This is a genomic window from Agromyces salentinus (assembly GCF_009749395.1).
In the GTDB taxonomy this organism is placed as follows: Bacteria; Actinomycetota; Actinomycetes; order Actinomycetales; family Microbacteriaceae; genus Agromyces; species Agromyces salentinus.
In genome coordinates, this window is sequence record NZ_WBIR01000002.1 from 109866 (window position 1) to 122636 (window position 12771).

The window sequence follows — 12771 nt, forward strand, 5'->3', positions numbered from 1 at the left end:
ATGGCATTGTCCACCGAAGAAGTGCTTGCCGGCCTGGCCGAGCTCATCAACGACGAGACCGGCATCGCGACCGACACGGTTGAGCTGGACAAGTCGTTCACCGACGACCTCGACATCGACTCGATCTCGATGATGACCATCGTGGTCAACGCCGAAGAGAAGTTCGACGTCAAGATCCCCGACGAAGAGGTCAAGAACCTCAAGACCGTCGGCGACGCCGTCGACTTCATCGTCAAGGCCCAGGCCTAGCCGCTGCGTGGAGCGGGCCGCGGCGTAGCCCGGCCCGCTCGATCAGCTCGATCGTTCCTCCCATCGGAGTGTTTCTCGTATGACCAAGAAGATCGTGATCACGGGCATCGGCGCGTCCTCGCCGCTCGGCGGCACCGCCCGTGACAGTTGGAAAGCCCTGCTCGCCGGCGAGTCCGGCGCGCGCACCCTCGAGCACGAGTGGGTCGGCACGTACGACCTTCCCGTCCACTTCGCCGCCGAGGCGAAGGTGCGTCCCGAGGAGGTGCTCGAGCGTCCGGTCGCCAAGCGACTCGACCCGTCGAGCCAGTTCGCCCTCATCTCCGCGATGGAGGCCTGGGCCGACGCGGGCGCTCCCGCCGTCGCCCCCGAGCGGCTCGGCGTCGACTACGCCACGGGCATCGGCGGCATCTGGACCCTCCTCGACGCCTGGGACACCCTGCGCGATCGCGGACCCCGGCGCGTGCTGCCCATGACCGTGCCGATGCTCATGCCGAACGCGGCATCCGCGGCGATCTCGATGCACTTCGAGGCGCGTGCGTTCGCACGCACGGTCGCTTCCGCCTGCGCATCGAGCACCGAATCCATCGCCAACGCCTACGAGCACCTCCAGCTCGGGCTCGCCGACGTCGTGATCGCCGGCGGCTCGGAGTCCGCGATCCACCCGATCACCCTCGCGTCGTTCTCCTCGATGCAGGCCCTCTCCCGGCGCAACGACGACCCGGCCCACGCCTCGCGTCCCTACAGCGTCGACCGCGACGGCTTCGTCATGGGCGAGGGCGCCGCGAGCCTGGTCATCGAGACCGAGGAGCACGCGCTCGCCCGCGGTGCGCGCATCTACGCCGAGCTGGCCGGCGGCGCCGTGAGCGCCGACTCGTACCACATCACGGCCAACGACCCCGAGGGACGGGGTGCGAGCCGCGCAGTGCTCGATGCCCTCGCCCAGGCGGGCGCCGCGCCGGACGAGGTCACGCACATCAACGCGCACGCCACGAGCACGCCCGTCGGCGACATCGCCGAGTACACGGCGCTGCGCAACGTCTTCGGCGACCGGGTGCACGAGATCCCCGTGTCCGCGACCAAGGCGTCGACCGGCCACCTCCTGGGCGGTACCGGCGCACTCGAGGCGGTCTTCACCGTGCTCGCCCTGCAGGACCGCCTCGCCCCGCCGACGATCAACCTCACCGAGCAGGACCCGGCCATCCCGCTGCGGGTCTCGGGTGAGGCCCAGCCGCTCGGCAACGGACCCCAGGTGGCCATCTCGAACTCCTTCGGCTTCGGCGGCCACAACGCCGTCGCGGTGTTCCGGTCGGCGTAGTCCCCGAAGCGGATGCCGCGGCATCCGCTCAGGCGAAGACCCCGGTGCCGATCTCGGCACCGGGGTCTTCTCGTCGACGGCCCGCGAGTTTCGTCCGTGCGCCCGCCGGGAACATCTCACCGACGGCGCGGGGCGCCAGCACGCGGGCCGAGGCCCTGCTCACCCCACCTGGTGCAACCAGACGACCGGGGCGAAGTCGCTCGCATGACGGAACGGTTCGAGTTCGTCGTCCCACGCCTGCCCGAGCGCGAGCCTGAGCTCCCGCTGCAACTCGACGGGGTCGGCACCGGCGACCTCCATGGCGTACCGGATGCGGTCCTCGCCGATGACCGTGTTGCCCGCGACATCCGTCTGGGCGAAGTAGACGCCGAGCTCGGGGGTGTGCATCCAGCGGGCGCCGTCTGCGCCTGGGGTCGGATCCTCGCTCACCTCGTAGCGCAACTGCTCCCAGCCGCGCAGGGCCGACGCGATGCGGGCCCCACTCCCGGCGTCGCCCTCCCAGTGGAACTCCGCGCGCATCAGGCCGCGATAGACCGGCTGGTCGGTCCAGTCGAAGTTCACCGCCGTGCCGAGGGCGCGACCGGCCGCCCACTCGACATGCGGGCACAGCGCGCGCGGTGCCGAGTGCACGAACAGCACTCCCTGCGCGGGGCGCACGACCCGCGACAACGTCTCTGCCATCTCCGTCTCCGTTCTCGAGGTGCGTCTTCCCCTACGACCTCGGAACTGCGGCTGGCGATGTGTTCGATTGTGGACGGCGAGCCGTCTCCCGCGATTATGCCCCGGATCGGGCGGTCTGACAAGGTTCGCCGCACCACGGCGAGGATCCCGGCATCCCGCGGAAGAACACTATGCTCGGTGAAGAGTTCCGGTTTCCCGATTCGAAGGAGCCCCAGTGGCCGTTCGCGACTCGCTCCTCGTCCTGCTCACGATGGGGCCCGCCTACGGGTTCGCCCTGCACGGCGGCCTCGCCGAGCGCACCGGCGGCCGTCGGTCGGTCAACGTGGGCCAGACCTACGCCACCCTCGACCGCCTCACCAAGCAGGGCCTCATCGAACCGGCCGGCAACACGGCCGACGGCCTGCCCCTGCACCGACTGACCGCCGCGGGCAGGACGGCATCGGCACGGTGGCTGGACGGCGCGGATGCCGCGGGCGCGGACCCGTGGGACGAGACCGTCGATCGCGTGCTGATCGCGTCCTCGCTCCCGCGCTTCGACGCGACGACCGTCATCGATGCGGAACTCGCGCGCTGGACCGCGCGTCGCGACGATTCCGCCATCCGCGCCGACGCCGCGCACGCAGCGGATGCCCCGCCCGCGCGTCTCGCGGTGCTCGGTGCGGCCGCGGAGATGGCCCGCGCCGAGAGCGCGATCAACTGGCTCGAGGGCGCCCGCCGCGCGAGCGGGCTCGGATTCGAGCCGAGTACGGAGCGCCCGCGGCGAGGACGTCGACCGGGCGGGAGCGCCGGCCCCGCGGCATCCGCGGATCTCATCGCTCAGGGCTCGACGGCTCCATAGCTGTCGACCACCGCGAGGTCGAGCGGGAACCGGATCGGGAACTCGCCGAACAGCAGCCGGCCCGCCCTCACGGCCGAGTCTCGCACCGCCTCTGCCACGGCATCGGCGAGCAGTTTCGGGGTGTGCACGATGATCTCGTCGTGCAGGAAGTAGACGAGGTGCGGCTCGGTCGCGAACACCGGTCCGGATGCGGCGGCCGGCTCGAGCTCGCCGGCGTGATCCGCGCCGAGCCGATGAAGCGTCGCCCGCAGATCGGCCATCCAGCAGAGCGCCCACTCGGCCGCGCTGCCCTGGACGACGAAGTTCCGCGTGAACCGCCCCCAGTCGCGGGCCGCAGATCGCGCCCGGCGCTCGTCGACCGCGGTGGCCTCGGGTTGGCTCGCCCGCGACTGGGTCTCCCGCCACTCGGGCGGCGGCACCGGAGAGGAGCGGCCGAGGAGCGTGGTGACCGGCATGCCGCGCTCACCGTCGAGCGCCGCACGGTCGACGAGTCGCATCGCCTTCGGGAACGCGCGCGACAGTCGCGGGACGAGACGCCCGCTGTCGCCCGTGGTCGCGCCGTACATCGCCCCGAGGATCGCGATCTTGGCCTCATCGCGCGTCGCGACCACGCCCGCGTCGACGAGACCCCGGTAGAGATCGCGACCGTGGCCGGCGCGCTCCATCGCCTCGTCGTGGGCCATGCCGGTGAGCACGCGGGGCTCGAGCTGTGCCGCATCGGCGACGACGAGGGTCCAACCGGGATCGGCGACCACCGCGCTGCGGACCAGTTTCGGCAGCTGCAACGCACCGCCCCCGGAGGTCGCCCAGCGGCCGGTCGCGGTGCCGCCCGGCACGTACTCGGGACGGAAGCGTCCGTCGCGGACCCACTCGTCGAGCCAGGTCCAGGCGTTGGCGCTGAGCAGTCGGGCGAGCTTCTTGTAGGCGATGAGGGGCTCGATGGCCGGGTGCTCGTGCTCGCGGAGTTCCCACCTCGAGGTCGACGACGTCGCCACCCCGGCCGCACGCAGGGCGCGGAGCACGTCGACCTGCGAGTCGAGGTTGAGCGCCGGGGCGCCGAGCTCCGATCGCACGACCGTCGCGACCTCCTCCATGCGGGCGGGCTTGCGCCCGGGCGCGGGACGCGAACCGAGTTCGGCCTCGAGCACCGCCTCGTGCACCTCGCGACTCCAGGGCAACCCGGCGGCCCGCATCTCGGCGCCGATGAGGGCACCTGCCGACTCGGCGGCCAGGAGCAACCGCAGCGCCGCGGGCGAGGTGCTCCCCTCGACCAGGCGCTCCTGCCTGCCGAGCTCGCCGGCGACGGATGCCGCTGACGGCGACCGACCTCGGACGGGTTCCGGGACTCCCCCTGGGCCCCGCCTCGGGGCGGTCGGTCGCCCGGTGGAGCCGGGATCGCCGCCCGAGGCGAACTCCTCGAGCTCGAAGAGGGTCTCGTGGGCAGAGGGCGCCGGGAGCGGAGCGGCCTCGCCGGCTTCGGTGGGCCCCGGCGGCAGCCAGGCGGGCGGCGCCTCGCCGGCCCGGGCCCGCACGTCGGCCGTCAGCGTCGAGTGCTCGAGGATCGCGCCCGCCAGCCGCAGGTCGTGGCACCGCCCGAGCCGAACGCCCTGCTCAAGGAGCGACGGATACCAGCGCCGCGTGTCGACCCAGACCCAGCGTGGACCGTACTCGGCCTCGAGCCGGTCGAACGTGGCCGCCGCCGACCCGACAGCGCAGCGCGACAGCGGCTCCTCGGGCGACGCGACGTCGAGGAACTCCACGCGACCGTCGTCGCCGACGCCCACGGCGATCTGCACGTCCTCATTCTCGCGGGTGGCACCGACACGCGGATGTCAGTGGGCGCGGGCAGGATCCAGGCATGCCCGAGCAGAGGAGACGACGATGGTCGCAGTGAGCTTCCGGTGCGGACACGGCGCCGCGCCCGACGACCCGGGCGTCCTGAGCCTTCGCCGGGCGTGTCCGCTGTGCATGCTCATCGACGAGACGCATCGCACGCGGGCCGAACTCCTCCGCAAGGTCGCACCCGGCCAGCGATCGGCACTCGCCGCCGAGACGCGCATCGGCACGTCGTACCACTGGCGCTGCTCCCGCGGACACGACCGGTACGAGGCCACCGTGAGCGACGTGCTCACCGGAACCGGCTGCGCGAAGTGCCGAGCCGGCGCCGTCGCCCCGGCGGCCCTCCGCGAGGCGGGTCTCCCCTTCATGAAGCCCGGTCTGCGCACCGCCACGTCGATGACCGAGCAACGGTTGCGCACTCTGCTCGCGGAGCGCATCCGCCTCCACCACCGCGTGAACGCCGTGCACATCGCACGCACGTTCTTCGGTCGACGAGAGGTCTGGCCCGACGTCATCGTTCCCCAGTTGCGCATCGCCGTCGAGTACGACGATCCCGGTCGCTCCCGTCGCGCCCACCTCGGGCTCAAGGAGGCTTCAGACCTCGAGAAGGACGAGGCGCTCAACGAGGTCGGCTGGGAGGTCATCCGAATCCGGGCGGGCGGCCTGGAATCCCTCGGCTCGAACAGCATCGTGTGCCGATCGCTCACTCCGGCCGTCGTCGACGCGGTCGTCGACCGCATGCGCGTCCTGCGGGGCCACGCCGCCGTCGAGGCGATCACGGTGGCGGCACCCGCGGTGTCGTGACCACCTGCGTCGAGCGATGTGGAGAACCGCTCCGCGGCCGCCCCGCATCCCGATAGAGTTGCTCGACCCGCGCCCTGTCCTGCGCGATTCTCCGGTGCGCAGAAAGGCCTGTGGATGCTCCTCCCGTTCCTCATCGTCGGCGGTCTCGGCCTCGTGTTGCTCGTCATCTCGCTGGTCCTCGGGGACATCCTCGATCACTTCGACATCGGCGACGGCGCCATCTCCGGAACCGCGCTCTCGGTGGGGCTCGTCGTGTTCGGCGCATCCGGCGCCCTGATCACGACCACCGGGCTCGACCTCATCTGGGCCTACGTCCTCGCGATCGTGCTCGGGGTGGTGGCCTACGCACTCTCCGCGCTCGCCGTCCGCAACCTCACGAACTCGTCCGACGGCGTGCCGGCCTCCGCCGTCGGACTCTCCGGCGTCGCCCGCTCGCGGATCACCACCGCGGGCGGCGAGGTCAGCCTCGAGGGGCCCGGCGAGATCGAACGGCGGCTTGCCTACTCCGACGAGCCCATCGGCGAGGGTTCCCGCGTCACCGTGATCGAGCACCTCGGCAGTCGCGTGAAGGTCATTCCGGGCTGACCCGCCCGGATCCGCTCGACCACCGGCACCCGTCGAACTCGCCCGCGGGATCCCCGAAGCCCGACCCCCACCACCCCACCCGAAAGGCCCCACCGTGCTGGACACGACCATGATCCAGGTGATCTCGATCCTCGCGATCGCCGTCGCCCTCCTCTCCCTGCTGGTCTTCATCGCGCGCCGCATCCGCCGCGTGCCGCCCAACGAGGCGCTCGTGATCGTCGGCCGCGGTGCCGGGAGGCGGGCCGCCGACACCTCGTCGGGGCAGCGCGTCGTGATCGGCGGCCGCACGTTCGTCTGGCCGATCCTGCAACAGGGCTTCTCGATCTCGCTCGAGCAGCGTCAGATCGGCATCACCGTCGAGGGCGTCGACAAGCACCGCATCAAGATCGCCATCAAGGCGTCGATCAACTTCAAGGTCAGCGGAACCGAGGACGGCGTCCGCCGGGCCGCACAACGATTCCTCTCGCAGCAGGAACTGCTCACCGAGATCATCAAGGAGTCCCTCGAAGGCTCCCTCCGCTCGATCGTGGGCGACATGACCATCGAGCAGATCATCTCGGACCGCAAGAGCCTGTCAGACCGGGTCGTCGCCGAGACCAAGACCGACCTGGTCGAGCAGGGCCTGCAGGTCGACCTGCTGAACATCTCGGACATCTCCACCCCCGGAAGCGACTACCTCGCGAACCTCGGTCGCGCCGAGGCCGCCCGCGCCCGCCAGGTCGCCGAGGTGAGTGAGGCCGAGGCGGCTCGCGCGAGCGAGTTCGCGCGCATCGACGCCGCCGAGCAGATCGCCGAGCGCCAGAAGGCGCTGAGCCTCAAGCAGGCCGGCATCAAGGCCGAGACCGACCGGGCGAACGCCGAGGCGCAGGCCGCCGGCCAACTCGCAACGGCCGAACAGGACAAGCTCGTCGCCGTGCAGGAGCGCGACGCCCTCCAGGAGCAGGCGCTCGTGACGCAGGAGCGCCTCGACATCGAGATCCGCAAGCCCGCCGAGGCCGAGGCCTACGCCGAGGTGCAACGCGCCACGGCGAAGCGAGACGCCGCGAACGCCAGTACCGAGGCCGAGGCCTTCAAGCGCACGAAGATCGCCGAGGCGAACAAGGTCGCCGCCGTGCAGGATGCCGAAGCGGCGGCCACGTCGGTTCGTTTCGCCGGTGAGGCCGAGCGCGACCGCAAGGTCGCCCTCGCGGCCGGTGTCCGCGCCGAGGGCGACGCACGCGCGTCCGCGATCGAGGCTGAGGGCCTCGCCGAGGCATCCGCCACCGATGCCAAGGCCCTGGCGCTCCAGAAGTACGGTGAGGCCGCCCTCGCGCAGGAGATCATTTCGCGGCTGCCCGAGATCGTGCGCGCCGCGGCGGAGCCCATCTCCAACATCGACAAGCTCACCGTCGTCTCGACCGACGGCGCGAGCGCCGTCACGAAGACCGTCGGGCAGGTGCTCGGCGAGGGCACCGAGGTCGTGAAGTCCCTCACCGGACTCGACATCAGTTCGATCCTCTCGGGCCTCGCCGGCGGACAGCTCGTCAAGGGCTCCGAGGTCGCGACGAAGTAGTCGCCGCCCTCCATCACGAAGCGCCGGGTGCCCGCACCCGGCGCTTCGTCGTCCGGGTGGACGACCTGCCCTCCCGGACCGCCGACCGGCCGTTGCAGACGACGGCAGGACACGCCGCGGGCGGCGAGTCAGCCTCCTGCGCCGAGGTTCCCGGCGAGCCGCGCGTGCATGGCCGCGCTCGGGTCGTTCAGCCCCACGATGTCCACGTGCTTGCCATGGCGGGCGTACGCGACGATGACCGCATCGAGCACGGCGACCGTCGACGCATCCCAGATGTGCGACTTCGACATGTCGATCACGACGCGATCGGGGTCATCCGCGACCTGGAACCGAGTCGAGAGGTCGTTGGACGACGCGAAGAAGAGCTCGCCCTCCACGGCGTAGTTCGCCGTCGGCACTCCGCCTTCCGTGTCGATGGTCCGCACGACACCGGCGAACTCGGCGACGCGGCGCGCGAACGCGACGAGCGCGACGAGGACCCCGACGAGGACGCCGATCGCCAGGTTGTGCGTCAGCACGACGACCACGACGGTCGCGACCATGACCGCGGTCTCGCTCCTCGGCATCCGCCTGAGCGTCGACCAGCGGATCGAGTGCCAGTCGAAGGTCGCGACGCACACCATGACCATCACGGCGACGAGGGCCGCCATCGGGATGACGGCGACGAGGTCCCCGAACACGAGGACGAGAACGAGGAGGAAGACACCGGCCAGGAACGTGGAGATGCGCGTGCGGGCACCGGAGACCTTCACGTTGATCATCGTCTGGCCGATCATCGCGCAGCCGCCCATGCCGCCGAAGAGTCCGGAGAGCACGTTCGCCGCACCCTGCCCGAGCGCCTCCCGGGTCTTCGGCGAGGGGGTCTCGGTCACCTCGTCGACGAGCATGGCCGTCATGAGCGACTCGAGGAGCCCTACGAGCGCCATGGCGAGGGCGTACGGCGCGATGGTGGCGAAGGTCGCCCACGTCAGGGGCACATTCGGGATGAACAGTTCGGGCAGGCTCTCGGGCAGGTCGCCCTGGTCGCCGACCGTCGGGACGTGCACCCCCGTGATGAGGACCGCGGACGTGATGAGGACGATCGCGACGAGCGGCGCCGGGACCACGCGCGTCAACTTGGGGAGGAACACGAGGATCAGGATGCCGGCGGCCACGAGCGGATAGACCGCCCAGGGCACGTCGATCAGCTGAGGCAGCTGTGCCGTGAAGATGAGGATCGCGAGGGCGTTGACGAAGCCCACCATGACGCTTCGCGGGATGAAGCGCATCAGCCTCGCGACGCCGAGGAGGCCCATGACGAGCTGGAAGATCCCGGCGAGGATGACCGTGGCGATGAGGTAGTCCATGCCGAGTTCACGCGCCACCGGCGCGATGACCAGCGCGACCGCCCCGGTGGCGGCCGTGATCATCGCGGGCCGCCCACCGAGGAAGGCGATGGTGACCGCCATCACGAAGGACGAGAACAACCCCACCCGAGGGTCGACGCCGGGCGGAGGTCGTCCGTCGTTCGCGCGCCTGGGTCTCTGGATGTCGGAGGGTGGCCACGTGGAGCTCCTGTCGGCCGGCTCGGCGGAGTCGGCAAATGCGGTCATGGAGCGCGACGGTGCGCAGCGGAACGTCGGGCCGCGTGCTGCCGGCCTGGCATCACGAGCGTCCCGACGACCGTGAAAACTGTACCCCACGGGGCGGGCCGGGCCTTCGCCTCAGCGCCCTACGGTCGCGCCGTGCGTCGTCTCGACGCGACCACCAGCACACCCGCTCCGAGCAGGGCGAGGATCACGGCGGCCGTCAGGGGAAGACCGGTGTCGGCTCCGGCTGACGGCAGCACGCTCACCCCTGCCGCCGAGTCCGCCGTGTTGACGAGGGCGACGGACACGACGCGGCCCGCGCCGATCGTGACGCTCGGCTCGCTCACCTCGACCCCGTCGACCTGCCAGACCGGCTCACCCCACGTCACGCCGGGCACCTCGGGGATCACGGGCTCGGCGAACGTGACGACGGCCCCCGGCGGAAGGTCGGATACCGTCGCGGCCTCGCCCGCCCGCAGCTCGAGCATCTGCTCCGGCTGGTCATCGACGCGATATCCGATCGTGAACGTCGTCTCGGGCGGGACGGCCGACGCGCCATCGCCGGCGACCGACTTCGTCACGGTGAAGCCGCCGGGCGCGAGTTGCGCGATGTTCTCGAGCGAGAGGGCGACCGTCGTGCCCGTCGCCGACATGAACGACACCCAGCCGTCGTCGTCGGGGGCCACCGGTGTGCCGTCGATGCTCCACTGGGGCTCGCCCCACTGCACGCCGGGGACCTCCGGCAGCGCGGCTTCCCGGACCGAGACGTCGACTCCGGTCGGGAAATCGGATGCCTCGAACACCTCTCCGGCCACCACGTCGGCCGTCTGGATCGGCCCTTCGGAGACGCGGTACTCGATGGGGTAGGTCGTGTCTGGGGGAACGAGGTCGGACGCTGCCCCACTGACCGTCTTGACGAATGAGAGCGAGCCGATGCCGTTCGCGGTGTTGACGAGCGACAGCGCGACGGTCGCGCCGGGCTGGACGACGAACGTGATGTCGCCCTCGGCATCGGGCGTCTGCGGCACGCCGTCGATCGTCCAGCCGGGAGTCCCCCACTCGACACCGGGGATCTCGGGCAGCTCCCCCTCGCGAACCGTCACGACGGTGCCGGCGGGCAGCTCGTCGAAGGTGATCACCTCATCGGCCGGAACCACCACGGTCTCTTCGGGCCCGCCGTCGAGCGTGTAGACGAGCGGGAACTCGAGATCATCGGGAAGCGCGCCGATGCCATCGCCGATGACGGTCTTCGAGACCGAGATCCAACCGACGGCCTCGGCCTGGTTGACGAGGTCGAGCGCGATCGTCTCGCCGCCGACGAGGGTGAACTCGACGGCGCCGCTCGCGTCGGGAGTGAGCGGCTCACCGTCGATCGTCCAGGTCGGGGTCCCCCACGCGATGCCGTCGACCTCGGGGAGGCCGACCTCGGTGATCGTCACGACATCGCCGGCCGCCAGGTCGTCGACGACGGCGGTTTCCCCCGGCGTCACGACGAGTTCGTTCGGTGCACCGCCGTCGACCTCGTACTCGAGCGTGAACTCCTCGCCGGAGGGTACGGCCGTGGCCCCTGAGCCGGCCAACGTCTTCGTGACGCTGAATCCGGCCGGGATCGGTGCCGCGGTGTCGGTGACCACGAGGCTGACGGTCGGATGCGTGGAATCGATGGTGAAGACCGTCTCGCCGTCCCAGGAGACGTCGCTCCAGGCGAGTTCGGGGGGAAGGAGCGCATCGTCCGGCTGGATCTCGAACACCGCGATGCTGGTGCCGAACGGGAAGTCGGCTTCGGGCGAGACGGGGGTGCCGTCGGGGTCGAGTGCCAGGATGCCCGTCGAGATCGTCCCGTCAGGTTCGAGGGCGAGATACCCCACCTCGAAGACGGTGCCCGGCGCGAGCCCGCCGGCCTCGACGCCGCTCAGCGCCTTCGCCACCGAGAAGTTCCCGGCGTCGACGGGGGCCGCGCACGGCAGCGCGCCCGCGAAGAGGTACGAGTGCACCTCGCCGCCCGTGATGTCCACGGAGTTCGCGATGATCTGGCCGTCCCAGGGCTGCGCGGTGATGCTCAGGTCGGCGTTCGGTGCGTAGATGGAACCGTCGCCCCGGCCGTCGGTGGCGATCGTGACCGAGCCGCTGACCTGGGAGAGGTCCCAGATGACGTACGGCGAGTAGGTGCCCTCGGGGTCGATGGAGGGCGGGAGGATCGACGTCGTACCGGGTTCGACGTGGATGACGAGCGGATTGGCCGGACCCGGGGTGCCATCGGAGAACTGCAGGAGTCGGGCGCCCTCGATGTCGGCGTACTGGACGACGTTCGGCTGGTCGGGCGAGAGCGTCCCGAGCACGACCCGGTCGCCCGCATCCTCGGCGATCTCGACCGGGTATCCGATCAGGTTGTCAGGATCGACGACATCGATGAGGCACTGGTCGATCTCACCCTCGTCCGCCTGGGCGTTCGCCTCCACGTAGCTCGCCACGATCGAGGCCGTGTCCTCGCCCGTCGCGTACGTGTAGATGCTGCCGTCGCCGTCGGCGCTCGTCGGGGGGACGGAATCCGCGGGGTGGACCTGGTCGCGCGCATCGATGAGCGGCGGGGTGTCGGTGCCCTGCTCCAGCGCGTATCGAAGCCACGACGCACGGGTGAAGGTGACGAAGGGAGTCGTTCGGTCGACGATCTTCAGGTCGCCGAACTGGGACGGTTGCGTCGCCCCCGCATTCGTGATCTCGACCCGACCGGAGTTCGTGGCAGGGTCGGGATCGTAGGAGCCCGCCAGCACCCGCGTCGGGTCCGAGTCGATCGTCGGGAGGACGTAGCTCCCGGTTCCCGCGATGACATGGGCGAACTGGTATCCGGCCGTCTGCGTGACCCGGAGCTGGTCGCCGACCGCGATGCTGCCCTCGAACTCCGTGTTGCCGAGGACCGCGTCGTCCTTCGCGTAGACGGTGAAGCCGCCCGCGAGCGTGAACGGGTTGACGCCGATCAGGCCGGCCGGCAGGGCCGCCGGCGCGACTGCGGGCAGGGTGACGGATGATACCGGCTCAGCCGTGGCGGACGATGCCGCGACGCCGAGCGCTGAACCGCCCGCGACGGCGAGGACGCCCAAGGCCGCGACGAACCTGCGCAATGAACCGTGCCGCATGATGCTCCTTCGGGTACCACCGAGGTGCATCGCCCTCGCGCACTGCCGGGTGCATGGTGCGCTGCCGGTGCTCCCCCACCCGCCAGCAAACCATATTCGGCTCGAATCTCCTATGGCGGGCGTCGGGATCGGCTGGGTGGACAGCCGGTCGATGTCAAGCCCCTCGGCTCCGGCATCGCACGATTCTCTCCCTGGCGCCCCGGCCC

General features: G+C 70.9%; 10 protein-coding genes. 6 read left to right on the forward strand and 4 right to left on the reverse strand.

What is annotated here, in order from left to right:
• Both GQQ95_RS03405 and GQQ95_RS03410 read left to right on the forward strand, forming a co-directional pair.
• Positions 1-249: an acyl carrier protein gene (locus GQQ95_RS03405; RefSeq protein WP_056731598.1), complete on the forward strand. Its 249-nt coding sequence runs from the start codon at positions 1-3 to the stop codon at positions 247-249.
• A 79-nt stretch (positions 250-328) separates the two neighbouring features.
• A complete protein-coding gene (locus tag GQQ95_RS03410) occupies positions 329-1564 on the forward strand; it encodes a beta-ketoacyl-[acyl-carrier-protein] synthase family protein (protein WP_157426252.1) in 1236 nt (411 codons plus the stop codon).
• Positions 1565-1723: 159 nt separating this feature from the next.
• Here GQQ95_RS03410 and GQQ95_RS03415 read toward each other — a convergent pair whose 3' ends face one another.
• Entirely contained in the window at positions 1724-2245 is a 522-nt protein-coding gene (locus tag GQQ95_RS03415) for a DUF3145 domain-containing protein (RefSeq protein ID WP_157426253.1), read from the reverse strand.
• A 214-nt stretch (positions 2246-2459) separates the two neighbouring features.
• Here GQQ95_RS03415 and GQQ95_RS03420 point away from each other — a divergent pair, with 214 nt between their 5' ends.
• Positions 2460-3083, forward strand: a complete 624-nt coding sequence (locus GQQ95_RS03420) for a PadR family transcriptional regulator (RefSeq protein ID WP_157426254.1) — start codon at positions 2460-2462, stop codon at positions 3081-3083.
• Here GQQ95_RS03420 and GQQ95_RS03425 read toward each other — a convergent pair.
• Entirely contained in the window at positions 3062-4879 is a 1818-nt protein-coding gene (locus GQQ95_RS03425) for a bifunctional 3'-5' exonuclease/DNA polymerase (protein WP_157426255.1), read from the reverse strand. The two genes, GQQ95_RS03420 and GQQ95_RS03425, sit on opposite strands and share 22 nt — an antisense overlap.
• Positions 4880-4964: 85 nt before the next feature.
• Here GQQ95_RS03425 and GQQ95_RS03430 point away from each other — a divergent pair, with 85 nt between their 5' ends.
• From GQQ95_RS03430 to GQQ95_RS03440, 3 genes are all read left to right on the forward strand, one after another.
• Entirely contained in the window at positions 4965-5726 is a 762-nt protein-coding gene (locus GQQ95_RS03430; protein ID WP_157426256.1) for a hypothetical protein, read from the forward strand.
• Between the two features lie 114 nt (positions 5727-5840).
• Positions 5841-6311 carry a hypothetical protein gene (locus GQQ95_RS03435; protein WP_157426257.1) on the forward strand — a complete coding sequence of 157 codons (471 nt, stop codon included), beginning with the start codon at positions 5841-5843 and terminating at the stop codon, positions 6309-6311.
• Between the two features lie 109 nt (positions 6312-6420).
• A complete protein-coding gene (locus tag GQQ95_RS03440) occupies positions 6421-7863 on the forward strand; it encodes a flotillin family protein (protein WP_157426453.1) in 1443 nt (480 codons plus the stop codon).
• A gap of 128 nt (positions 7864-7991) precedes the next feature.
• Here GQQ95_RS03440 and GQQ95_RS03445 read toward each other — a convergent pair whose 3' ends face one another.
• Entirely contained in the window at positions 7992-9392 is a 1401-nt protein-coding gene (locus GQQ95_RS03445) for a SulP family inorganic anion transporter (RefSeq protein ID WP_246205177.1), read from the reverse strand.
• A 182-nt stretch (positions 9393-9574) separates the two neighbouring features.
• Positions 9575-12565, reverse strand: a complete 2991-nt coding sequence (locus GQQ95_RS03450) for a DUF5979 domain-containing protein (protein WP_157426259.1) — start codon at positions 12563-12565, stop codon at positions 9575-9577.
• Between the last annotated feature and the right edge of the window lie 206 nt (positions 12566-12771).